This window comes from Pseudoduganella sp. R-43 (assembly GCF_049913255.1).
Lineage (GTDB): Bacteria > Pseudomonadota > Gammaproteobacteria > Burkholderiales > Burkholderiaceae_D > Rugamonas.
On record NZ_CP183988.1, the window covers coordinates 6665634 to 6689101 of the forward strand.

Below are 23468 nucleotides of genomic sequence, written 5' to 3' on the forward strand. Positions count from 1 at the left end.
TTGTCTGTTACTTACGAATTTGCCAGAAAGCACGCTGTTATGCGAAACTCGCCCGCTATGCCAAAGATCACCAACATCCTCCTGATGGCCATGCTGGCCGCCGCCAACATCGTGCAACCCGCCGCCGCAATGCCTGAGCCATTGGACATTCCGCTGCCGCAGGTGGAGAAAGAGCCGAAAGAGTCGCTGCTGCAGCAATGGCGCCTGCCGCTGGAAGGGGGCCGCGTCAGCAGCTTCTTCGGCGCAGCGCGCGGACGCCGCGCGCATGGCGGCATCGACTTCTCCGTGCCGCACAATACGCCGGTGATGGCAACCAACGACGGCACCGTGGTGGCATCCGGCATGGGCTACCTGGGCGACCGCAAATACGGCAACGTGGTGGTGATCGAACATGAAGGCGGACTGCGCTCGCTGTACGCCCACCTGAACAAGCGCAATGTGAGCGTAGGCGACACCGTGGCTGCCGGAGAATTGATCGGCCTGTCCGGCGCCACCGGCCACGCCACCGGTCCGCACCTGCACCTGGAAGCGTACCAGGACGGCACCCGCATCGACCCGAATCGCTTCATGCTGGCCAACCTGGAAGACAACGCCCTGCCGTCCGCGATGAACGCCAAGCGCACCGGTGTCGAAGAAGTCCCGCCGGCGCCGCACAAGGCGGGCAAGGGCAAGAAGGGCAAAGCCGCGCGCGACGCCGGCGAGAAAACGTCGAAAAAGAAAACCCAGGTCGCCCAGAAGAGCAGCAATTCGCGCCGGCACGCTTAAGCCAGCCTAGCGCTCTTCGATTCAGAGACAGAGGTAAATGCGGTTGGCCAGGTCGAGCATGAAGGCCGGCCGCAGGTAAGCCATGAACGCCAGCGCCAGCACGGCTGCGCCGAGCGCCCACAGGCCGATACGGATCAGCCGCTGTTTCACCTCAAGCCGCCTTCAGGCCAGGTTCGCTGCGCAGCAGCGGGCGCTCGTCGATTGGCAGGTTGGCCAGGCCAGCAAAGATGCCCAGGCCGAGGGTAATGCCCCACACCACGTCATAGCTGCCAAGCCTGTCGAACAGGTAGCCGCCCAGCCACACGCCAATGAAGCTGCCCACCTGGTGCGACAGGAACACCACGCCCGCCAGCATCGACATATGCTTCAAGCCGAACACGCCGGCGATGATGCCGTTGGTAAGCGGCACCGTGGCCAGCCACAGGAAGCCGATGGCTGCGGCGAACAGGTAGACCGACCCTTGCGACAGGGGCGCCAGCAGGAACAGGCCAATCACCGCCGAGCGCGCGAAATAGATCGAGGAAAGCAGGTAGCGTTTGGGCATGCGCCCGCCCAGCTGGCCGGCGGTGAACGAGCCGAAAATATTGAACAGGCCAATCAGCGCCAGGGCCGTCACCGCCACGCCCGGCGTCGCAATGCCCTTGTCCTTCAGGTAGGCCGGCAGGTGGGCGCCGACAAAGACCAGCTGGAAGCCGCACACGAAATAGCCCGCCACCAGCAGCAGGAAGGAACGGTTGCCCATCGCTTCGCGCATTGCCTCGCCCACGCTCTGGTGGGCGGCGCCGCTTGCCACTTCATGCTTCGGCTCGCGCATGAAACTCGTCATGGGGATCATCAACAGGAACACCACGCCCGCCAGTGCGTAGAAGGCATGCTGCCAGCCAATGGTGGAGATCAGCTGCTGCTCGACGGGCATCATCAGGAACTGGCCGAAGGAGCTGGCAGCACCCGAGACGCCGAAGGCCCAGGAGCGCTTTTCCACCGGCGCGGCCCGGCCGATGATGCCGCTCACCGCGCCGAAGGCGGTACACGCCAGGCCAAGGCCGATGAATACGCCGGAGCCGATGATGAACAGCGTCGGCTGGGTCACCGTGGCCATCCACAGCAAGCCAGCCATATAGGAGATGGCGCCGGCGATCACTACGCGCGGGGTGCCCCAGCGGTCCGCCACCATGCCGGCGAAGGGACCGAAGGCGCCCCATAGCAGGTTTTGCAGCGCCAGCGCCAGCGAATAGGTTTCGCGGCTCCAGCCATTGGCCTGCGAAATCGGCTGCATCCAGAAGCCGAAGCCATGGCGCACGCCCATCGACAGCGTCAGCACGACGCCGGTAGTGAGCAGGATCGTCTTGAGATTGAGTTGGCGGTCGTTGCTTGGCATGGCGTGCATCCTGGCTGGCAAAGAAAGCCAGTGTAAAGGATGCCGCCGAATCCTGCTGGCGGCCCGCCAAAACGCTCTAACGCTTCCAGTAGCTCACGCGGCCGCTCATGGTGATCGTGCCGGCGCCGGTCATCATGTCTTCGGTGCCCTGCAACTGGCCGCCGCCGCTGGCGAATATGTACTGGCCGGTGCCGCCGACGATCTGGAAGGTGGCGCCGCTGAAGACGTAATTGGTGCCCTGGCCGGTCGGCACGAACTGGCCGCTGTAGTTGGCGTAGATCTGGTCGCCCGACAGCGTCATGATGATGAAACGGCCGCGGCTGAAGTTGTAGATGGCGCCGTCCTGGGTGATGCAATCGTTGGCGACGAAGGCGACACGGCCCAGCAACGTGCTGCTGCCGTGGCCGGTGATGGTGCCGCCGAACTGGGAGGGGCAACGGGCCGACGGTCCGGGCACTTCCTGGATCACGCCCGTTACTTGAAGATCAGTAGTGACCCATTGTGCCGAAGCGGCGCTGGATGCCAATGCCAGCGCTGCCCCGCCCGCCAGCTTCAGGATTGCTTGATGCATACCACCCTCCCACCAAAGTTAAAAATACGATAATAACTTTATGATAAATGAAAGGGCCAATGGTTTTTTGTAAAGAGTTGTCGCGTGTGGCGCGGGCGACAATCGAGCTTCAATTCCCCGCTTCAATCCACGTTATAGCGCACGCCCAGCTGGGCCCGCAGCGCATCGAGCATGCCCATCAGCTCGACGGTTTCATCGAGCGGCATTTCCGGGCTCTCCAGCAGGCCTTCGCGCAGGCAGCGCCCGACTTCCATCGCCTCGTGGGCATAGCCGTTGCCGATGCGCGGGAAGTGGAATTCGCGCTCGCTGCCATCGTTCATGGCGATGGTGAAGCGTTCGGCGTGGTGGAAGCGGCCGTGCAGGCGCAGGAAGCCCTTGTCGCCGCACACGCTCAAGGTGGCCGGGGTGCGGGTGTTCAGGCTGCAGCTACAGGCGGAAAGCGAGCCGTCCACGTGGTTCAGCACGAAATTGGCCTGCACGTCGACGCCGTTCGGCGCCAGTTCGCCAAAGCCGCGCGCCGCCTTGACCGGGCCGAGGAAGAAGGCGGCCATCGACAGCGGATAGATGCCCAGGTCGAGCAGCGCGCCGCCGCCCAGCGCAGGGTTGAACAGGCGATGTTCAGGACCGGCGTCGGCCGCGAAGCCCAGGTCCGCCTGCAGGTTGCGCACATTGCCGATTTCGCCCATGTCGATCATGCGCTTGGCTTCCAGGATGGCGGGCTGGAAGCGGGTCCACATGGCTTCCATCACGAACAGCTTGCGTTCGCGCGCCAGGTCCACGATTTCCCGGGCCTCGCGGCGATTCAGGGTGAAGGCCTTTTCCACCAGCAGCGCCTTGCCGCCCTTCAGGCACATGATGGCGTTCTCGTGGTGCATGGCGTGCGGGGTGGCGATGTAGATCACGTCCACGCCGGGGTCGTCGGCCAGCGCCTGGTAGTCGCCGTGGGCCCGTGTTGCGCCATATTCCCTGGCGAATTCGGTAGCGCTATCTACGCTGCGCGAGGCAACGGCCGCCAGTTCGATATCGGGGACGTCGCGCAGCGCCGTGGCGAAAGCCTTGGCGATCTTGCCGGTGCCGAGGATGCCCCAGCGGATAATCTTGTCCATTCAAAAGCTCCTTTCAAGCGGGCTTCCGCTTTGGGCGGAATACCATGTCGTCTGCGTAAAAAGCGTCGTCCTGCTGCGGCCACCAGCCGGGAATGCCCAGCACCGGCAACGGCGTGAAGCCGCCCTTGCCCAGTCCCTCGCCGGCCAGGCGCGCGGCCTCGTCGCGGTCCAGCCATGCGCGGCGGCCGGCTTCGTCCAGCGCCCAGTAGCCGTCGCCGGCCAGCACCACGCGGGTGTGGGCGGTGATCGCCTTGTAGGGCGCCACCAGCTTCTCCATCAGCGCGTGGCCGAACAGCCAGGCTTCCGCGTCGCGGCCGAACATGGCAGAGCGTTCCACGAAGGCTTCGCGCCAGCGGTGGTTGCGCAAGGCGTCCACCAGGGCCGCGCCTTCGACATCGTCGCGCACAACCAGCAGCGCCGAGTTTTCGTCATAAATAGTAGCAGCATCGCGCGCGGGGCCGCGCGATTTGCCCACGCCATCCTGCGCAATCTGCGCAGCCTGCAGGGCGTTGAGCTGGCGTTTGATGCGGGGGAATGTCAGCCACACCAGGCCGTTGAAGAAATCGTGCAGGTTGTCGCGGGTCGGCACCTGGCCGGTGGCGCCGATGAATTCTTCGTAGGCGGTGCCTTCCGGCAGTGAAGCCTGCGGCACGAAGCGCAGCGGCCGGCCTGCGTGGTTGACCAGCGCCAGGGCGGCCGCTTGTTCGCAGAAAGGCTGGACGACGCTGGGCAGGGAGAGGTCGATGCGGGAAGCGGCATCCCGCACCGAGGCGTACCAGGCGCGGGACCAGTCGATCTCCTGGAACACTTAGGCCATTTTCCAGTTGATCGTTTCGCCGGCGTTCAGCGGGATCAGTTTCGAATCGCCGAAAGGCAGGTCGGCCGGTAGCGTCCACTGCTCGCGCTTCAGGGTGATGGTGCCCTTGTTCGGCGCCAGGCCGTAGAAGGCCGGACCGTTCAGGGAAGCGAAGGCTTCCAGCTTGTCCAGCGCGCCGGCGCGGGCGAAGGCTTCGGTGTACAGCTCCATCGCGTGCAGCGCGGTGTAGCAGCCGGCGCAGCCGCAGGCCGCTTCCTTGGCGCCCTGCGCGTGCGGCGCGGAGTCGGTGCCGAGGAAGAAACGCTCGTCGCCGCTGGTCGCCGCGGTCACCAGGGCCAGGCGGTGTTCTTCGCGCTTCAGCACCGGCAGGCAGTAGTAATGCGGGCGAATGCCGCCCTTGAAGATCTCGTTGCGGTTGTACAGCAGGTGATGGGCGGTGATGGTGGCGGCGATAGGGCCTTCCGCTTCGGCCACGTATTGCGCCGCATCCTTGGTGGTGATGTGCTCGAACACGATGTTCAAGGCCGGCAAGTCCTTGCGCAGCGGGCGCATCACGCGTTCGATGAAGACGGCTTCACGGTCGAACAGGTCGATGTCCTGGTCGGTCACTTCGCCGTGCACCAGGAAAGGCATGCCCACTTCCTGCATGGTTTCCAGCACCTTGTAGCACTTGGACAGGTCGGTCACGCCGGCGTCGGAATTGGTGGTGGCGCCGGCCGGGTACAGCTTGACCGCATGCACGAAGCCGCTGTCGGCGGCGCGAATGATTTCGTCCGGCGAGGTGTTGTCGGTCAGGTAGAGCGTCATCAGCGGCTCGAAGTCCATGCCTTGCGGCAGGGCGGCCAGGATGCGGTCGCGGTAGGCGGCGGCCTGCGCCACGGTGGTGACAGGAGGTTTCAAATTTGGCATCACGATCGCGCGGCCGAACTGGCGCGCAGTGTCCGGCAGGACGCTGGCCATGGTGGCGCCGTCACGCAGGTGAAGGTGCCAGTCGTCTGGGCGGGTGATGGTGATGCTGTGCGGGATCTCGAAGTCACTCATGGCGGCAAGGCTTTCCTTTAAAACGAATCCCGCCATTTTACCTGTTGAACCCCACCTGCCGCGAGAATGTGCGATATTGGTGCTTCCCCCGCAATCCCTTGAGGAGGCAAGCGATGGCTAGCAAGAATACAGTCTGTCTTTGGTATAACGGCGACGCATTGGATGCCGCCACCTTCTACGCAAAAACCTTCCCCGATAGTGCCGTCGGCGCCATCAACCGGGCGCCGGGCGACTACCCGGACGGCAAGCTGGGCGACGTCCTCGTGGTCGAGTTCACGGTCGCCGGCATTCCCTGCATCGGCCTGAATGGCGGTCCCCTTTTCAAGCACAGCGAAGCCTTTTCATTCCAGATTGCGACGGACGACCAGGCGGAAACCGACCGCCTGTGGAACGCCATCGTCAGCAACGGCGGCCAGGAGAGCGCCTGCGGCTGGTGCAAGGATCGCTGGGGCCTGTCCTGGCAGATCACGCCGCGCGCCCTGATGGAGGCAATTTCCGATCCGGACCGCGCGGCTGCCAAGCGCGCTTTCGATGCGATGATGGACATGAAGAAAATCGACATCGCCAAGATCGAGAAAGCGCGGCGCGGCGCCGCTTAAGCGCCGGGCGGCGCCGGATGCTGGTCCGCGTAGCGGCGCGCGGATTCCAGCATCGTATCCAGCTGGCGGCGGTCGTAGACCTTGCCGTGGCTGACTACCATGCGCACCTTGCGGATGTTGGCGATGTCCTGCAGCGGATTGGCGTCCAGCACGAGCAGGTCGGCTGCCTTGCCTTTGTCCACGGCGCCGTAGCGCTCCTGCTTGCCGAGGAAGCGCGGGCCGTTGATCACTGACGCCTGCAGCGCCTGCTGCGGCGTCAGGCCGTATTTGACGAAGATGCCCAGCTCGTCGTGCAGGCCCCGGCCCGGATAATCGAAAGAATTCAGGAAGCCCGCATCGGTGCCGGCGATGATGTTGACGCCTTCCTGCTGCATCAGCGGCAGCAGCGAGGCTGCCTTCTCGTAGGCGGCATGACGGTAGGCGATAGCGGCCGCATCGTCCTTTGCCGCGCGCTGCACGCGCCACTCGTACGTCTTGCGCAGGCCCTGGCCGATGTATTTCAGGTAGGGGTCGCTGGCGTGGTTGTCCTGGTCCAGATAGGCGGTCACTTGCGAGCCTACCAGGGTCGGCGTGATCGACATGCCGGCTGCCGCCATGCGGCGGAAGGTAGCGCGCGCGGTCGCTTCGTCAAAGCTTTCCAGGCTGGCGCGCATCGCTTCGCGGCCAGTGATCTTGCCCTCAGCAACTTGCGCCGTCAGTTCGGCTTCACGCGGCGTTGAGCCGCGCAGCGCATAGGATTGATGTTCGATGCTGCCCAGGCCAGCCTGCATCACCTGGTCCAGCGTGAGCTGCACCGGCAGGTGGCCGGAGGTTTGCATGCCGCGTGCCTTGGCCTGGCGCACCGCTTCCAGGAAGATCTCCGGCTTCATGGTGTTCTCGGTGATCTTCACGAAGTCCACGCTGCGCGACTGCAGGTAGTCCAGCGCCTTGCCGACTTCTTCCGGCGTGCCGACTTCAATGGTGCCTTTCCACAGCGGCTTGTAGCCTTCCAGCTTGGGGCCGGAGGCGAGGATGGTTGGCCCCACCAGCTTGCCCTGGTTGATCAGGTCGCGCCAATCGAGCACGGTGTCGGACAGGTCGCCCGCACAATCGCGCACCGTGGTGATGCCGTGAGCAAGGTAGAGACCGAGCAGCTGCCTGTTTTCTTCGATCAGGGCGGGGCCGCCGCCGAAGTGCACGTGGGTATCCCACAGGCCCGGCATCAGGTACCTGCCAGGCAGTTTGACAGTGCGCCTGGGCGAGTAGTCTTTCAACTTTGCGTTGTCGACAACGGCGATGATGTCGCCACCTTTCAGCAGCACGGCCTTGCCCTGCACCAGTTGGCCGGATGCCACGTCGACAATCACCGCCTGCGTCAAGGCCACATCTGCAACCACGCGTCCCGCAGCTTGCGCGCTGCCGAGCGCCCCCAGCACCAGCAAGGCACCAACCGAAAGTTTCGTCGTCTTCATGCACCACATGGTACACAGCGGGCAACGCACACACTAGCCTAGAAAACAAAGCGCTACATCCCTGCTACATGCCGAAACATTGCGAAAGGCCAAAACCGGCAGGGCTTTCGGTGTGGCTTGCGCACCCCGTCTGTGGGAAGTGCCGAAATTGCCCATTTTGGCGTGCTGAGCAAGCCATTTTCAGCAGTTTTCAGCACCTAAAACAGCGATTTCAGCACCTCCCCCAGACAGCCGGTGCACGGTCACCGGATAATGGCGATGCGGCGCTGCATGCGGCGTACCAGCCAGGACATCAGCGTGCACAGGACGAAATACACCAGCGCTACGAAGATGTACATCTCGACCAGGCGTCCGTCGCGCTGGGCGATCTTGCTGGCTGCGCCGACGAAGTCAGGGATGGAAAGCACGTAGACCAGCGACACATCCTGGAACAGGACGATCGTCTGCGTCAGCAATACCGGCAGCATATTGCGGAAAGCCTGGGGCAACACGACTTTCCACATGGTTTGCCAGTAGTTCATTCCCAGCGCCTGCGCCGCCTGGACCTGTCCTTTCGGAATTGCCTGTATGCCGCCGCGCATGATCTCGCAATAATAGGCAGCCTGGAACAGGGTGAAGGTAATCAGCGCTGACAGGAAGGTCCCTACCTTGACCGGCTCCGACGCGCCGATGATCCAAGCGGCGATATAAGGCACCAGGAAGTAGAACCAGAAGATCACCAGCACCAGCGGCACTGCACGCACCAGGTTCACATAGCCCGCCGCGGCCAATGACAGCACGTGCAGCGACGACAGGCGCGCCATCGCCAGCAAGGTACCCAGCGCCACGCCGCCCAGCATGGCCAGCACGGTCAGCTTGAGCGTGAACACCATGCCGACCTGGAACAGGTAGATCCATGAATTGGCGATCACGCTGAAGTCAAAGTTCGAAAACATCACGCGGCCCTCCGCGCTTCGCCGCCGATCGTGCCTGGCAGCGCAAGGCGCCGCTCGAGCACGGCCATGCCGGCTACGACGATGATGTTGGCGATCACGTAGATCACGGTGGCGGCGGCGAACGCTTCGAAGAACTGGAAGGAGAATTCCTGCATCGAACGTGCGCTGGCAGTCAGTTCCATCAAGCCGATGGTGAGCGCAACGGAGCTGTTCTTTATGATGTTGAGGAACTCGCTGGCCAGCGGCGGCAGCACGATGCGCAAGGCAAGCGGCAGCAGCACGAATTCATAGGCCTGCACGCGCGACAGCCCCAGTGCAAGTGCCGCCAGACGCTGCCCGCCGGCCAGCGCGTTGATGCCGGCCGCCACCTGCACCGCAACGCGGGCAGACGTGAAGAAGCCAAGGCATAGCACGGCCGTGACGAAGGGCGCGTTGGGCAGGGCCTTGAGCCAGTCGCCGGCGGCACGCGGCAGCAGCTCGGGCAGCACGAAGAACCACAGGAACATCTGCACCAGCAGCGGAATATTGCGGAACACTTCCACCCAGCAGATGGCGAAGCGGCACAGCCAGCGATTGGGCGCGGTGCGCAGCGTACCGACCGCCACGCCCAGCGCCAGTGCGATCACCCAACCTGCCAGCGAGGTGGCCAGCGTCCACGCCAGGCCGGACCACAAGGTATCCCAATAACTGTGCACACCGTCCGGGGACAGTTCCCAGAAGATGTGCCAGTTCCAGTTGTAATGCATGCTATCTGTATGCAGCGGGGTCCGGCGAATCGGTCGGCTTGGCCAGTACCGCCTTCAGCGTGGCCGGCATGGGGAAGTTCAGGTTCACGCCGCGCGGCGGGATCGGGCTCATGAACCACTTGTTGTAGATGCGCTGGATCTCGGCGGACTGGTAAACCTTGCGCAAGGCCTCGTCCACCGACTTCTTGAACGGCATGTCGTTCTTGCGCATCATGATGCCGTAGGGTTCAATCGACATCGCCTCCTTGCTGACGGCGAAATCGACCGGCGCCTTGGAGGTCGCCACCTGCGCTGCCAGCAGGATGTCGTCATTGGCCTCGGCTTCGGCGCGGCCCGTCTCCAGCATCAGGAACGATTCCGGATGGTCCTTGCCGATCAGGATCTTCATGCCGAGCTTGCGCTCGTTATTCATGATCGTCATCTGCTTCAACGTGGTGGTGCCGGCAGTAGCGACCAGCACCCTGCCCTTCATGTCGTCCATCGACTGGATATTGGCCGATTTCTTGGCCAGCAGCCGGCTGGAGATCACGAACATGGTCGGCGCGAACGCCACCTGCTGCTGGCGCTCCGCATTATTGGTGGTGGAGCCGCATTCGAGGTCGATGGTCCCATTGGCCATCAGCGGAATGCGGTTGGCGGAGGTGACCGGGTTATAGGCCACCTTCAGCCCCGGCATCGCGAGCTGCGTTTTCAGGTGTTCGACGACTTTCAGGCACAGGTCCACGGAATAGCCCTGGTACTGCTGCTTGTCATCGAGATAAGAAAAAGGGATGGAGCCGTCGCGTACGCCCAACACCACCTGGCCGGTGCGTTTGATCTTGGCGAGGGTGCCGGTGGGCTCCTGGGCGCTGGCCGCGGCGGCCAGGCAGAAAAGGGGAAGCAGGCGCAGAAAGGTCATGGTGTCCTCCGCTGGCGGGGACGATGACCCGCCCTGTTAGTGGATGATACGCGCTAAAAAGTCCCGTGCGCGCTCGGATCGCGGGGCGCCGAAGAATTCGTCCTTGCTGCAGTCTTCCAGGATGCGGCCCTTGTCCATGAAGACCACGCGGTTGGCCACCTTGCGGGCGAAGCCCATTTCGTGGGTCACCACCATCATGGTCATGCCGTCCTGCGCCAGCCCGACCATGACGTCCAGCACCTCGTTGATCATTTCCGGGTCCAGGGCGGACGTCGGCTCGTCGAACAGCATGGCGATCGGGTCCATCGCCAAGGCGCGGGCGATAGCCACGCGCTGCTGCTGGCCGCCCGAGAGCTGGTTGGGGAATTTGTCCTGGTGCGCCAGCAGGCCGACGCGGTCGAGATACTTCAGGCCTTTTTCGTTGGCTTCGTCCTTGGAGCGGCCCAGCACCTTTACCTGGCCCAGGGTCAGGTTGTCGCGCACGGAAAGGTGCGGAAACAGCTCGAAATTCTGGAATACCATGCCGATCCGGGCACGCAGGGCCGATAAATCGGTGCCTTTGGCGCCGACCGAGGTGCCATCGACAATAATTTCACCCTTCTGGAACGGTTCCAGCCCGTTGACCGTCTTGATCAGGGTCGATTTGCCCGAGCCGGACGGTCCGCAGATCACCATGACGTCGCCTTTGGCCACTTCGGTACTGCAGTCCGTGAGCACCTGAAAGTTGCCAAACCATTTACTTAAGTCTTTAATTGCGATCATCTTTTTCCGGTTTCAGCAGTTTTATTCTTGCTTGACAGTGGCCTAGAACCGCAAGGATACTTCGGGACTTGCTTAATAGCTCATCAAATAGCTATTCATTCTAACGGCAAATCCGCCCTACTTCAGGAATCTTGCTTATGGCCAACAAAAACCGCCTGACCACCTATATCCTCGTCGGCCTGGCGTTGGGTATCCTCACCGGCTACGCCATCAATGTCTCGCAAGCGGCGCCACAAGCGGCCGGCTTTGCGGAGTACATGACCCTCATCACCACCCTGTTCCTGCGCCTGATCAAGATGATCATCGCGCCGCTGGTGTTCTCGACCCTGATGGTCGGCATCGCGAAAATGGGCGACACCAAGGAAGTAGGCCGCGTCGGCATCAAGACCCTGGGCTGGTTCTTCATTGCGTCCGTGCTGTCGCTGACGCTGGGCCTGATCATGGTCAACCTGTTCCGTCCAGGCGACGCCCTGCTGGGCCACATTCCGGCCGATGGTGGTCTCGCTGCCGCTACGCTGCAGACTTCCAGCCTGTCGCTGAAAGAGTTCATCACCCACCTGGTGCCATCCTCGATCATTGACGGCATGGCCAAGAACGAGATCCTGCAGATCGTGGTGTTCTCGCTGTTCTTCGGTACCGCGGCCGCCGCCGTGGGCAAGAAAGCCGAACCGCTGATCGACGCCGTCGACGGCATCGCGCACATCATGCTGAAGGTGACCGGCTACGTGATGCAGTTCGCACCATTCGCCGTGTTCGCCGCCGTTGCCGGCACCATCGCCAAGAGCGGCGTCGGCGTGCTGCAGACCTACGGCGTATTCATGGCGGAGTTCTACCTCTCTATCGGCGTACTGTGGGCGATCCTGATTTTTGCCGGTTTCCTGTTCCTGGGCAAGCGCGTGCTGAAGCTGCTATCGGAAGTCAAGGAGCCGACCCTGCTGGCCTTCTCCACTGCCTCTTCCGAAGCCGCCTTCCCGAAAACCCTGGAAGGCCTGGAGCGCTTTGGCGTGCGTAACCGCATCGCCGCGTTCGTGCTGCCGATCGGCTACTCCTTCAACCTGGATGGCTCGATGATGTACTGCACCTTCGCGACGGTGTTCATCGCGCAGGCTTACGGCATCAATATGGACCTGGGCACCCAGATCACCATGATGGCCGTGCTGATGCTGACTTCCAAAGGCATGGCCGGCGTGCCGCGCGCGTCGCTGGTAGTGATCGCCGCCACCCTGACGCAATTCAAGATCCCTGAAGCGGGCCTGGTCCTGCTGCTCGGTATCGACCATTTCCTGGACATGGCGCGTTCCGCCACCAACGTGATCGGCAACTCCATCGCTACTGCTGTCGTGGCGAAATGGGAAGGTGAGCTGACCACCACCGACGACCGCGAACTGTCTGACCGCCCGCTGCCGTAAGGCATCTGCGCCCCAATGAAAATGCCGCCCACCTGGGCGGCATTTTTTTTCACTTGCGGGAACTCCAGGTCAACAGCGTGATCAAAGCAGTCACCCCACGCCAAAGGAGCCTAAAATGAACGCACCTACTCCGAAACCATCAGGTGACGATCTGGAATCCAGGGTCACTGTACTGGAGAAGAAAGTGGATGTGCAGCATCACGAGTTCGTCTCCTTGAAGCAATACATTGACAACAGCGTTGCCCAGTCGGAGTTGCGCGTCCGCAACGAAATCCAGGCTGCTGAACAAAGGCTTACGATTCACATCATCAATCGAAACGACTTCACGCAAAAGCGGCAGGAGGAGCAGTTCCGGTGGCTCTTCGGTATGCTCGTCGTCATTTTCCTGAGCAATTCAGCGATGATCGTTACTTTCATCAGCCTATTGATGAAACGCTAAGCGCTGTTTTTTAAAAGCTGGTGGTAGAAACGGATCATGTCCGCAAAGCCTTTCACCGACATGCGCTCATTGGTGCCGTGGAAGCGCGGCAGGTCTTCCGGCTGGGCGCGCACGGGGCCGAACTTCAGCACGCTGTCGCTCATGCCATCGAAGTAACGCGAGTCAGTGGCGCCAATCATCAGGCCCGGCGCGACCACGACATCAGGGAAGACCTGGCGGATGGTGCGATTCACCGCCGTAAAGGCTGCGCCGTCCTGGCGCGCCACACGCGAGGCTTCGGTATTGAAGTCGCCGTCCGGCGTAATGCGGACCTTGTCGTTGCCAATCACCTGGCGCATGTGCTGCTCAACGCCCGCCAGCGTATCACCCGGCAGCAGGCGGAAGTTGACGGTGGCGCTGGCGGTGCCCGGCAAGACGTTGTCCTTCACGCCGGCGTTGACGATGGTCAGCGCGGTGGTCGTGCGGATCAGCGCATTCGTGCTCGGGGACTTGGCCAGCATCCGTTCCAGCATCGGCTTGAACAGCCAGAAGTTCGACAGCGCCACGCGGTTCATGCCGGTCATTTCAGGCGCCATCATCTCGAAGCTTTGCTGCGGCAGGCCGGCCATGCGCACCGGCATCGGATTCGCTTCCAGCGCAACCAGCGCCTTGCTCATCATGCCGATGGCGGTGTCCTGCGGCGGCATCGAGGAATGGCCTGGCGCCGTCTCCAGTTCCAGCTTGTAGCTGGCATATCCCTTTTCCGCTACGCCAACCATGGCGGCACCTGGCTGCAGGCCGGGCACCATGCCGTGCACGATCATCAGGCCCTCGTCCAGGACGTAATCGAGCTTGACGCCGCGCGACTTCAGCAGCTCGGCGATCTTTGCCGCACCGCGCTTGCCGCCGACTTCCTCGTCGGCGCCGTAGGCCAGGTAGATGGTGCGGCGCGGCTGGAAGCCGGCGGCCAACAACATTTCGATGGCTTCCATCTGGGCGTAGAGGTTGCCTTTGTCGTCCCACGAGCCACGGCCCCAGATGAAGCCATCACGCACCACGCCGGCGAATGGTTGCTGTTCCCAGTTCTTTTCCGTGCCGGGCGCGATCGGCACGACGTCCTGGTGCGCCATCCACATCACCGGCGCGGCCTTGGCATCGCTGCCCTGCCAGGTGTAGAGCAAGGCTTTGCCGTTGACGTTCTCGCGCTTCAGCGCGGCGTGCAGGCGCGGGAAGCTGGCTTGCAGGTGGGCGTGCAGCTTGTCGAATTCGGCGGCGTTGGCGTCGGCATCCTTGTAGTCGGAAATGGTGACGAAGCGCAGGGCTTCACCCAGGCGCTGCGCCGCTGCCGCTTCGTCGATCGCCAGGACTGGCGCTTTCTCCACCACCAGTTGCTTGCTGCCGCTGCGCGCCGTGTTGACGCCGACCGCAACAGCCAGGACTCCAATTGCCGCAATGGCTACTGCCAGAACCTTCTTCACCGCCATCCCCGTCCTCCTGTCAGTTGACCAATTCGCCGCTAGACGGCGAAACCTGTTCCTGCTCGCCGCGCGCTTGCTGGCGTTCCCACATCTGGGCATACAGGCCTTCGCGCGCTAACAGTGCCGCGTGCGTGCCGCGCTCCACGATCCTGCCGTGATCGAGCACCAGGATCTGCTGGGCGTCGGCGATGGTCGACAGGCGGTGGGCAATCACCATCGTCGTGCGGCTCTTCGCAATCTCCTTCAACTGCGCCTGGATCGCCTGTTCAGCCCTGGAGTCCAGCGCGGAGGTGGCTTCGTCGAAGATCAGGATGGCAGGATCCTTCAACAGCGTGCGGGCAATCGCCACGCGCTGCTTCTCGCCGCCGGACAGTTTGAGGCCCCGCTCGCCGACCATGGTGTCGTAGCCGTCCGGCAGGCTGGCGATGAAGTCGTGGATCGATGCCGCGCGTGCCGCGGCGATGATCTCGTCCTTGCTGGCGCCGGGCCGGCCGTAGGCGATGTTGTATTCGATGGTGTCGTTGAACAGCACCGTATCCTGCGGGACGATACCGATCGCATGGCGCAGCGAGTGCTGCGTGATGTCGCGCAAATCCTGGCCGTCGATGGTGATGCTGCCGCTATTTACTTCATAGAAGCGGTACAGCAGGCGCGATAAGGTCGACTTGCCCGAGCCGCTGTGGCCTACCACGGCTGTCGTGGTGCCGGCCGGGATGGTGAAGTCGACGTCGAACAGGATCTGGCGCTTCGGATCGTAGCTGAAGTCCACATGGTTGAAGCGTACCTCGGCACCCTGCGGCTGCAGCGGCCTGGCGTGCGCGGCGTCATCCACTTCGCGGTTCTCGTTCAGCAGCGAGAACAGGCGCTCCATGTCGGCCAGGCTTTGCTTGATCTCGCGGTAGATCACGCCGAGGAAATTGAGCGGGATGTAGAGCTGGATCATGAAGGCATTCACCAGCACCAAGTCGCCCAGCGTCATCGTGCCGTCGATGACGCCCTGCGTCGCGCGCCACAGGATCAGCGTGACCGCAATCGCGATGATGGCCGACTGTCCGGTGTTCAGCAAGGACAGCGAAGTCTGCGATTTCACCGCCGCCTTCTCGTAGCGCTGCAAGCCCTCGTCGTAGCGATTGGCCTCGTAGTCCTCGTTGCCGAAGTACTTGACTGTCTCGTAGTTCAGCAGCGAGTCGATGGCCTTGGTGTTGGCCTTCGAATCGAGGTCGTTCATGGTGCGGCGGAAGTGCGTGCGCCAGTTCGTCACCACGATGGTAAAGGTGATGTAGATCGCCAGCGCCGAGAAGGTGATCACCGAGAACCAGATGTCGTAATGCGTGACCAGGTAGCCCAGCACCAGCGTGATCTCGACCAGCGTCGGCAGGATGTTGAACAGCGTGTACGAAATCAGCGAGCTGACGCCGCGCGTGCCGCGCTCGATATCGCGCGTCATGCCTCCCGTCTGGCGGTTGAGGTGGAAGCGCAGCGACAGCGAATGCAGGTGGCGGAATACCTTCAGCGCAATGGTGCGCACGGCGCGCTGCGTCACGCGCGCGAACAGGAACTCGCGCAGCTCGGTGAACATGGTGGTGGACAGGCGCAGCAGGCCGTAAGCCACCAGCGTTGCCAGCGGCAGCACCAGCAAGGCGTGCGGGTCGCCCGGCTTGATGGTCATGTCGTCGACCAGCTTCTTCAGCACGACCGGGACGCCGACGTTGGCGGCCTTGGCGCCCACCAGCGCCAGCAGGGCGGCCAGCACGCGCCATTTGTACACCCAAAGATAGGGCAGCAATGTTTTCAGAGTGGCAATGTCGCCGCGCGCATTGCTGCTGGACTTGCCCGGCGGAGGTGGTGGGGTATTCGAATAGCGTCGCATACGTGCGTGGGCTGGCTGGTTTAAAATCCCATCAATTGTAGTCCTTCATGAGAATTTGCGATGACCTCCCAAGAACAAACCTCCCGCGGCCTTCCTCCTGGAAAAATGCCTGAACTGCGCGTGATGCCCTCGCCGTCCGACGCCAACGTGTATGGCGACGTATTCGGCGGCTGGATCATGGCGCAAGTCGACATTGCCGGCTCCCTGCCTGCCACCCGCCGCGCCAACGGACGCGTCGCCACCATCGCCGTGAATTCCTTCCTGTTCAAGCATCCGGTCTTCGTCGGCGACCTGCTGACCTTCTACGCCGACATCGTCAAGGTCGGCAACACGTCGATTACCGTCAACGTGGAAGTCTATGCGGAGCGCAACCGCCTGCAGGCCAATATCGTCAAGGTCACCGAAGCCACGCTGACCTACGTCGCCACCGGCCCTGACCGCAAGCCGCGCCCGGTGCCGCCGCTGGAAACGCTGCTGTAATCCGATGCACGACAAGCGCCGCCTCCTGCTCCAGGCTGCGGCCCGCGTCGCCACGCTGGCAGTGCTGGCGCCCCATCTCCCCGCGCAAGCACGCAGCGCCGCCAATGGCGCCTACCCTTTCACGCTGGGCGTCGCCTCCGGCGCCCCCTTGCCCGACTCCGTCATCCTCTGGACCCGGCTGCTGCCCGATCCGCTGAACGCGGCTTCGATGCCGCCGATCGCCCAGCAGGTGCGCTGGGAAGTGGCGCACGATGAAGGCTTCACCCGCATCGCAGCGAAAGGCGCGGCCGTTGCCGCGCCTGCGCTGGCGCACAGCGTCAACGTCGACGTGCGCGGGCTGGAGCCGGACCGCTGGTACTGGTACCGTTTCATGCTCGGCGATGCCGTCAGCCCGGTCGGCCGCACTCGCACCGCGCCGGCGCCCGGCAGCATGCCGGCGGCATTGAAGCTGGCAGTCGCCTCCTGCCAGCATTGGGAATTCGGCCATTACGCCGCGCACCGCCACATCGCGCAAGCGGCGCCGGACCTGGTGGCCTTCCTCGGCGATTACATCTATGAATGGGGGCCTTACAGCCTGCAGCACCCGGCCACGGTCCTGCGCCGCAACGAGAGCTTCACGCTGGACGAATATCGCGCGCGCTATGCGCAGTACAAGAGCGATCCCGACCTTCAGGCCGCACACCATGCCGCGCCCTGGCTGCTGACCTGGGACGACCACGAAGTGGCCAACGATTACAGCCCGACGCGCGATGAATTGCTGTCGCCGGACTTCGTGCAGCGCCGCGCCGCTGCCTACCAGGCCTACTTCGAACACCAGCCGCTGCGCGCCCAGCGCATCTACCAGCGCTACGACTGGGGGCAACTGGCGCGCTTCCACGTGCTCGACACGCGCCAGTACCGTTCAATCCATGCCTGCCAGCCGACGGGGCGCGGCGGTTCCAGCTCGGTCTACCGCCGCGCCTGCGCCGCCCTGGCCGACCCGCGCCGCAGCATGCTGGGCAGCGAGCAGGAACAATGGCTGGCACAAGGGCTGAAGGAATCAAGGGCGCGCTGGAATATCCTCGCGCAGCAAACCCTGATGGCGCAGATGTCGCAGCTTCCCCTGGCCAGCGACAGCGACGGCCGCTTCTGGACCGATGGCTGGGACGGTTACGCCGCGGCCCGCGGCCGCCTGCTTGAATCCGTGCGCAGCGCGCGCAACCCGCTGGTGCTGTCGGGCGACGTGCATACTTTCTTTGCCGCCGATTTGCGGCGCGATCCCGCGCGCGCGGCCGGCCCCGGCAATGCGGTGGTCGCAACGGAATTCTGCGGCACTTCCGTCACCTCCAGTTCGCGCCCCCAGGCGCGCACCCAGCAATACGTCGACATGAACCGCGACATGCATTTCGGCCGCAGCGACAAGCGCGGCTTCATGCTGCTGGACTTGCGCCCCGAGCGTGCCGCGGTGCTGTTGCAGGGCCTGGACAATGTGCGCGACGCGAACAGCGCGCTGTCCACGCTGGCGTCGTTCTCGGTGGCAGACGGCAAGCCCGGCCCGCGCAGGGAGAGCTAGGCGCGGAAAGGTGCGCTTTCTTCCTTGCGCCGTGCCGCCAGCCCGGCATGCGGCACCAGGCGGCCTTCGACAGGCGCGCTGATATTGCGCAGCATGGCCTCTGCCGCGCCATCAAGGTCGCCGCAATCGATGCGGCGCAGCACCAGCATCGCGCCGCCAGCGCCCAGGTTGTGCGTGTAGCTGACCAGCGCATCGAACTGCGCCTGCGTGAGGGGGTGATGGCTGACCTGGCGCTGCACGGCGCGTTCTGCGCTGCGCACCGACAGGTCGAACGCTGCTTCGACCTGGTCGGGCGTCATGCCGGGACGGGAGACTTCGTAGTAGCCGCGCAGGCCTTCGCGCTGTCGCAGCGCGCGGCGGCCTTCGGTGCTGAGGGTGAGTGCGAAATTGTAAAGAAGGCCCATATGGTTTCCGGTGGCTGCCAAGGTGGTACGTTCCACTCTACAGCCGGTCCGGAGCCATATTCTGCGCCAGATCAAACTTGCCGGCTTATGCTGCTTTCTTTTCGTCGCGCAGTTGGCGGCGCAGGATCTTGCCGACGTTGGTCTTCGGCAGTTCATCACGGAACTCAATGTACTTCGGCTTCTTATAAGCGGTCAACTCGTGTTTGCAGAACTCGAGCAGCGCTTCCGCCGTCAGGTTCGGGTCCTTGCGGACGACGAACAATTTCACCGCTTCGCCGGAGTTCGCATCGGGTACGCCAACGCAAGCCACTTCCAGCACGCCCGGGTGCGCAGCCACCACGCCTTCCACTTCGTTCGGGTACACATTGAAGCCAGACACCAGGATCATGTCCTTCTTGCGGTCGACGATGCGCACGAAGCCTTTTTCGTCCATGATGCCGACGTCGCCGGTCTTGAAGAAGCCTTCCGGGGTGATCGATTTCGCGGTTTCGTCAGGACGGTTCCAGTAGCCCGCCATGACCTGCGGGCCGCGGATCGCGATTTCGCCGGCGGAACCGAGCGGCACTTCCTTGCCGTCGTCGTCCAGGATCGCCAGTTCGGTCGATGGAATCGGCACGCCGATGGTGCCGGTGAATTCCTTGATGTCGACGCGGTTGGCGGTAGCCACCGGCGAGGTCTCCGACAGGCCGTAGCCTTCGATGATCGGGGTGCCGGTCACTTTCAGCCAGCGGTCAGCCACCGACTGCTGCACGGCCATGCCGCCGCCGTTGCAGATCTTGTAGCTGGAGAAGTCCAGCTTGGAGAAATCAGGATTGTTCAGCAGCGCGTTGTACAGCGTATTCACGGCCGGGAACACGGTCACAGGGTACTTGGCCAGCTCTTTCACGAAGCCAGGGATATCGCGCGGGTTCGGGACCAGGATGTTCATGCCGCCCAGCTTCCAGCCCATGAAGCAGGAAATGGTCAGCGAATAGATGTGGTACAGCGGCAGCGCAGCGACGAACACCATCTGCTTTTCGCTGGGCGCCATCTGCAGCCAGGCTTCGTTCTGCAGCATGTTGGCCACCACGTTACGGTGCAGCAGCACGGCGCCTTTCGACACGCCGGTCGTGCCGCCGGTGTACTGCAGGAAGGCGATATCGTCAGGCTTCTGGTCGGCCGGCTTGAGGGTCAGGCGCGAGCCTTCGGACAGCACCTGCTTGAAGCTGACGTGGCCGGGGATGTTCCAGGCCGGCACCATCTTCTTCACATTGCGCACCACGAAGTTGACGATCATGCCCTTCAGGCCGCCCAGCAGGTCGCCCATCGACGCCACGATCACATGCTTGACCGGGGTCGACGCCACTACCTGCTGCACGGTGTTGGCAAAGTTTTCCAGCACGATCACGGCTTCGGCGCCGGAGTCGTTCAGCTGGTGCTGCAGTTCGCGCGGGGTGTACAGGGGGTTGACGTTGACCACCACGTAGCCGGCGCGGATGATGCCCGCCAGCGCGACCGGATACTGCAACACGTTAGGCAGCATGATAGCGACGCGCGCACCCGGCTTCAGGCCCTTGGACTGGAGCCAGGCGCCGAATTGCTTCGACAGCTGGTCCACCTCGGAGTAAGTCAGGAACTTGTCCATGCAGACGTATGCGTTGCGGCTTGCGTACTTCTGGAACGATTCCTCCATCAGGTGGGTCACGGAGCGGTATTGCGAAATATCGATCTCCGCAGGAACGCCTTCAGGGTAAGACTTCAGCCAGATTTTTTCCATCATGTTGCCTTTCGTGTGCCTTGCCGCTTACGCGGCCTTCTTGTCGTCCGCAGGCTTCTCGTCGCGCAGCATGCGGCGCAGGATCTTGCCAACGTTGGTTTTAGGGAGCTCGGTGCGGAACTCGATATATTTCGGCTTCTTGTAGCCGGTCAGGTTTTGCTTGCAGTGCTCCATCAGCGCTTCCACGGTCAGGTTCGGGTCTTTCTTCACCACGAACACTTTTACCGCTTCGCCGGAATGCTCGTCCGGCACGCCGATGCAGGCGCATTCCAGCACGCCCGGATGGGCCGCCACCACGTCTTCGATTTCATTCGGATAGACATTGAAGCCGGAGACCAGGATCATGTCCTTCTTGCGGTCCACGATCTTGACGTAGCCGCGCTCGTCCATCACGCCCACGTCGCCGGATTTGAAGTAGCCGTCGGCCGTCATGACCTTGGCGGTTTCCTCCGGGCGGTTCCAGTAGCCGGCCATCACCTGCGGGCCGCGGATCGCGATTTCGCCCGGCGTGCCAAGCGGCACTTCGCTGCCTGCATCGTCCAGGATTGCCACTTCGGTGGAAGGAATCGGCAAGCCGATCATGCCGGAGAATTCGGTGCTGTCGAAGCGGTTGGCAGTTGCCACCGGCGCGGTCTCGGACAAGCCGTAGCCTTCCACGATGGTGACGCCGGTTATCTTGAGCCAGCGGTCGGCCACGGCCTTCTGCACCGCCATGCCGCCGCCGTTGGCGACCTTCAGGCCGGAGAAGTCCAGCTTCGTGAAGTCGGGATGGTTCAGCAGCGCGTTGTACAGCGTGTTCACTGCCGGCAGCATGTTGAAGCGGTACTTGGCCAGCTCCTTGATAAAGCCGCCGATATCGCGCGGGTTCGGGATCAGCACATTCAGGCCGCCCTCGCGGATGCCCCACATGGCGCACACGGTCAGCGCGAAGATGTGGTACAGCGGCAGCGCGCAAATGATGGTGCGCTCGTCCGGCGGCAGGTCGGCCAGCTTCGGCGCCGACCAGGCCTGCATCTGCAGCAGGTTGGCGATGATATTGCGGTGGGTCAGGGTCGCGCCCTTGGACACGCCGGTGGTGCCGCCGGTGTACTGCAGGAAGGCGATGTCTTCATGGCGCAATTCGACGGGCGTCAGCTTCATGCTGCGTGCGTGGCCCAGCGCGTCCTTGAAGCGCACCGCGTTCGGCAGCGAGAACGGCGGCACCAGCTTCTTCACGTTGCGCACCACGAAGTTGACGATCATGCCTTTCAGGCCGCCCAGCATCTCGCCCATGTTGGCGACGATGATGTGCTTGACCTGGGTGCGCGGCAGGACCTGTTCCAGGGTGGTCGCGAAATTCTCGAGGATGATGATGGCTTCCGCGCCCGAGTCGTTGAGCTGGTGCTCCAGCTCGCGCGGCGTGTACAGCGGGTTGACGTTGACGACGGTGTAGCCGGCGCGCAGGATGGCGGCGATGGCAATCGGGTATTGCAGCACGTTCGGCATCATGACGGCCACGCGCGCGCCCTTTTTCATGCCGCGGCTTTGCAGCCACGCGCCCAGGCGCCTGGAATGCTGGTCAAGGTCGGCATAGGTGATGAATTTGTCCATGCACACGAAGGCATTGCGCGACGCGTACTTCTGGAACGATTCTTCAAGCAGGTGAACCAGGGAGCGGTATTGCGTGGCGTCGATTTCGCTCGGGACGCCGGGGGGATACGACTTCAACCAGATTTTTTCCATCCTGTGCCTCTTTGTCTCAGTTTTATATGTTTTATTTGCGAAAATAGAACGGCCGTGCTTTCCCGCACTCTAGATGCTATCGTGCAGCATGACACAGGGCAAGCTATTTTCCGGGTTTGGAACGGGTACTCTAGCGGGCCTCCGTGCTGCAAAGCAGCATAGATTGTGCGTCAATTGACGGCGCCCGGTTCCTTGGCAGCGGCGGCCGTCGTAGTCTCATTGGCTTGCGCCATAGAGCGCGCCAGTTCGTGCAGCCTGTCATGCCGTTCCACGGATGGCAGGTTGCTCATGCTCCGCACCGCAGCATAAAACTGTGGGAATGCTTTTTCTTTCACCAGCAAAGCGCGGAAACCTGGCAGCAAATCATTATAGGTTGCAACAGATGCCAAATGGGCATTATTCAACGGTTCCGCAAAGAATCGGTCATAGCCGTTGTAGCCACCCCAGTTGGCCTTGAGGACTTTGTACTCTTCCTGCAAGGCGGCAAAGATGCGCACCTTTTCCTCGCGCTTCTTCCTGGCGCTGGCCTTGCTCGCATAATTGTCTGCCAGCATCTGGCGATGCTTCACCAGCAGGTCCATGAAGTCCTGGCGCCGCACGTTGTAGCGGGCATAGGCTTCGCGCATCGCATCGTTGCCATACAGCTCGAGCCAGTGGTTGACGCCAGCCTCTTCCACCGCCGAGGCAAAGGCTTCGTTGAATTTGGAATCGCCCTGCACGTACACCACCTGGTGCGCCAGCTCGTGGAAGATCAGGCGCGCCAGCTCGGCATCGGAGTGGTTGATGAAGGTCGACAGCAGCGGGTCGCTGAGCCAGCCCAGCGTGGAATAAGCGGGCACGCCGCCGACCTGCACGTCGTTGCCTTCCTTGCGCAGCTCTTCGGCATACGCCTCGGCATCGGCCTTGTCGTAGTACCCGCGGTAGCTGACGCAGCCTGCGATCGGGAAGCACCATTGCACCGGGCGCAGCGACAGTTCGGGCGTGGCGACCACATTCCACAACACATACTGCCGGTTCAGGGGGGCGTAATTCTTGTAGCTGGCGTTGTCGGGCAGCCCAAGCTCCTTGACCGCGAATTTGCGGATCAGCTTGGCCTTCTCGAGGCGGGCTTTGAGCTTGGGATCGGTGGACGGGTCGCCGATCCAGTCGTCGACCGGACGGGCGTCAGACCAGAGCGCGTACTGGCCCTGGGCAGCCTGGAAGTAGTACTTGAATTGCGCACAACCCGCCAGGAGGCCGGCGCACAGACCCGCCGTCGCCAGGTATCTGGCGCGCAGTTTCAGGTGTGCTAACGTGCGCATAAATCATTC

23 protein-coding genes are annotated in these 23468 nt (G+C 62.9%); 6 read left to right on the plus strand and 17 right to left on the minus strand.

Going from position 1 to position 23468, the window contains the following annotated elements; translation table 11 throughout:
* The first annotated feature begins 57 nt into the window (after window positions 1-57).
* Window positions 58-765, plus strand: coding sequence for a M23 family metallopeptidase (locus tag ACN9M3_RS30470; RefSeq protein WP_426319599.1), 708 nt, complete (start codon window positions 58-60; stop codon window positions 763-765).
* 21 nt (window positions 766-786) lie between these two features.
* Here ACN9M3_RS30470 and ACN9M3_RS30475 read toward each other — a convergent pair whose 3' ends face one another.
* The 6 genes from ACN9M3_RS30475 to pyrC all read right to left on the minus strand — a co-directional run bounded on the left by ACN9M3_RS30475 (window position 787) and on the right by pyrC (window position 5678).
* Window positions 787-915 (minus strand): hypothetical protein, encoded by a 129-nt coding sequence (locus tag ACN9M3_RS30475; protein ID WP_426166048.1) that lies wholly within the window; start codon window positions 913-915, stop codon window positions 787-789.
* A 1-nt stretch (window position 916) separates the two neighbouring features.
* Window positions 917-2143: an MFS transporter gene (locus tag ACN9M3_RS30480; protein WP_426319602.1), complete on the minus strand. Its 1227-nt coding sequence runs from the start codon at window positions 2141-2143 to the stop codon at window positions 917-919.
* 76 nt (window positions 2144-2219) lie between these two features.
* Complete coding sequence (locus ACN9M3_RS30485; protein WP_426166054.1) at window positions 2220-2714, minus strand: hypothetical protein; 495 nt, start codon at window positions 2712-2714, stop codon at window positions 2220-2222.
* Window positions 2715-2836: 122 nt separating this feature from the next.
* Complete coding sequence (locus tag ACN9M3_RS30490; RefSeq protein ID WP_426319604.1) at window positions 2837-3820, minus strand: Gfo/Idh/MocA family protein; 984 nt, start codon at window positions 3818-3820, stop codon at window positions 2837-2839.
* Between the two features lie 13 nt (window positions 3821-3833).
* Complete coding sequence (locus ACN9M3_RS30495) at window positions 3834-4628, minus strand: DUF3025 domain-containing protein (RefSeq protein WP_426319606.1); 795 nt, start codon at window positions 4626-4628, stop codon at window positions 3834-3836.
* Entirely contained in the window at window positions 4629-5678 is a 1050-nt protein-coding gene (pyrC, locus tag ACN9M3_RS30500) for a dihydroorotase (protein WP_426319608.1), read from the minus strand.
* Between the two features lie 113 nt (window positions 5679-5791).
* On the opposite strand from pyrC, the gene ACN9M3_RS30505 reads away from it, so the two are divergent.
* The gene (locus ACN9M3_RS30505) at window positions 5792-6277 is read left to right on the plus strand and encodes a VOC family protein (protein ID WP_426319610.1); all 486 of its coding nucleotides are present in this window, start codon (window positions 5792-5794) and stop codon (window positions 6275-6277) included.
* On the opposite strand, the gene ACN9M3_RS30510 is transcribed toward ACN9M3_RS30505, so the two are convergent.
* The 5 genes from ACN9M3_RS30510 to ACN9M3_RS30530 all read right to left on the minus strand — a co-directional run bounded on the left by ACN9M3_RS30510 (window position 6274) and on the right by ACN9M3_RS30530 (window position 11069).
* Complete coding sequence (locus ACN9M3_RS30510; RefSeq protein WP_426319612.1) at window positions 6274-7728, minus strand: amidohydrolase family protein; 1455 nt, start codon at window positions 7726-7728, stop codon at window positions 6274-6276. The two genes, ACN9M3_RS30505 and ACN9M3_RS30510, sit on opposite strands and share 4 nt — an antisense overlap.
* A 242-nt stretch (window positions 7729-7970) precedes the next feature.
* Entirely contained in the window at window positions 7971-8663 is a 693-nt protein-coding gene (locus tag ACN9M3_RS30515; RefSeq protein WP_426166071.1) for an amino acid ABC transporter permease, read from the minus strand.
* Window positions 8663-9409, minus strand: a complete 747-nt coding sequence (locus ACN9M3_RS30520) for an amino acid ABC transporter permease (RefSeq protein ID WP_426166073.1) — start codon at window positions 9407-9409, stop codon at window positions 8663-8665. Before ACN9M3_RS30520 ends, ACN9M3_RS30515 begins: the two co-directional genes overlap by 1 nt.
* 1 nt (window position 9410) lies before the next feature.
* Window positions 9411-10307 carry an amino acid ABC transporter substrate-binding protein gene (locus ACN9M3_RS30525; RefSeq protein ID WP_426166076.1) on the minus strand — a complete coding sequence of 299 codons (897 nt, stop codon included), beginning with the start codon at window positions 10305-10307 and terminating at the stop codon, window positions 9411-9413.
* Between the two features lie 36 nt (window positions 10308-10343).
* Complete coding sequence (locus ACN9M3_RS30530) at window positions 10344-11069, minus strand: amino acid ABC transporter ATP-binding protein (RefSeq protein WP_426166079.1); 726 nt, start codon at window positions 11067-11069, stop codon at window positions 10344-10346.
* Between the two features lie 137 nt (window positions 11070-11206).
* Between ACN9M3_RS30530 and ACN9M3_RS30535 the strand changes: the two genes are divergently transcribed.
* Both ACN9M3_RS30535 and ACN9M3_RS30540 read left to right on the plus strand, forming a co-directional pair.
* Window positions 11207-12478, plus strand: coding sequence for a dicarboxylate/amino acid:cation symporter (locus tag ACN9M3_RS30535; RefSeq protein WP_426166081.1), 1272 nt, complete (start codon window positions 11207-11209; stop codon window positions 12476-12478).
* 115 nt (window positions 12479-12593) lie between these two features.
* Window positions 12594-12917: a hypothetical protein gene (locus ACN9M3_RS30540; protein ID WP_426319616.1), complete on the plus strand. Its 324-nt coding sequence runs from the start codon at window positions 12594-12596 to the stop codon at window positions 12915-12917.
* Here ACN9M3_RS30540 and ACN9M3_RS30545 read toward each other — a convergent pair.
* Window positions 12914-14380 carry a M20 family peptidase gene (locus tag ACN9M3_RS30545; protein ID WP_426319618.1) on the minus strand — a complete coding sequence of 489 codons (1467 nt, stop codon included), beginning with the start codon at window positions 14378-14380 and terminating at the stop codon, window positions 12914-12916. The two genes, ACN9M3_RS30540 and ACN9M3_RS30545, sit on opposite strands and share 4 nt — an antisense overlap.
* A 13-nt stretch (window positions 14381-14393) precedes the next feature.
* On the minus strand, window positions 14394-16244 hold the full coding sequence (locus tag ACN9M3_RS30550) for an ABCB family ABC transporter ATP-binding protein/permease (RefSeq protein ID WP_426166088.1): 1851 nt from the start codon (window positions 16242-16244) through the stop codon (window positions 14394-14396).
* Window positions 16245-16304: 60 nt separating this feature from the next.
* Here ACN9M3_RS30550 and ACN9M3_RS30555 point away from each other — a divergent pair, with 60 nt between their 5' ends.
* Both ACN9M3_RS30555 and ACN9M3_RS30560 read left to right on the plus strand, forming a co-directional pair.
* The gene (locus ACN9M3_RS30555) at window positions 16305-16724 is read left to right on the plus strand and encodes an acyl-CoA thioesterase (protein ID WP_426166091.1); all 420 of its coding nucleotides are present in this window, start codon (window positions 16305-16307) and stop codon (window positions 16722-16724) included.
* A gap of 4 nt (window positions 16725-16728) precedes the next feature.
* The gene (locus ACN9M3_RS30560; RefSeq protein WP_426319620.1) at window positions 16729-18276 is read left to right on the plus strand and encodes an alkaline phosphatase D family protein; all 1548 of its coding nucleotides are present in this window, start codon (window positions 16729-16731) and stop codon (window positions 18274-18276) included.
* Here ACN9M3_RS30560 and ACN9M3_RS30565 read toward each other — a convergent pair.
* The 4 genes from ACN9M3_RS30565 to ACN9M3_RS30580 form a co-directional block, all read right to left on the minus strand.
* Window positions 18273-18680, minus strand: coding sequence for a lysozyme (locus tag ACN9M3_RS30565; RefSeq protein WP_426166098.1), 408 nt, complete (start codon window positions 18678-18680; stop codon window positions 18273-18275). The two genes, ACN9M3_RS30560 and ACN9M3_RS30565, sit on opposite strands and share 4 nt — an antisense overlap.
* An 85-nt stretch (window positions 18681-18765) precedes the next feature.
* Window positions 18766-20436 carry a long-chain-fatty-acid--CoA ligase gene (locus ACN9M3_RS30570; protein WP_426172341.1) on the minus strand — a complete coding sequence of 557 codons (1671 nt, stop codon included), beginning with the start codon at window positions 20434-20436 and terminating at the stop codon, window positions 18766-18768.
* A 27-nt stretch (window positions 20437-20463) separates the two neighbouring features.
* Complete coding sequence (locus ACN9M3_RS30575; protein ID WP_426319622.1) at window positions 20464-22158, minus strand: long-chain fatty acid--CoA ligase; 1695 nt, start codon at window positions 22156-22158, stop codon at window positions 20464-20466.
* Between the two features lie 170 nt (window positions 22159-22328).
* Entirely contained in the window at window positions 22329-23459 is a 1131-nt protein-coding gene (locus ACN9M3_RS30580; protein WP_426166103.1) for an aminopeptidase, read from the minus strand.
* Window positions 23460-23468: the final 9 nt, after the last annotated feature.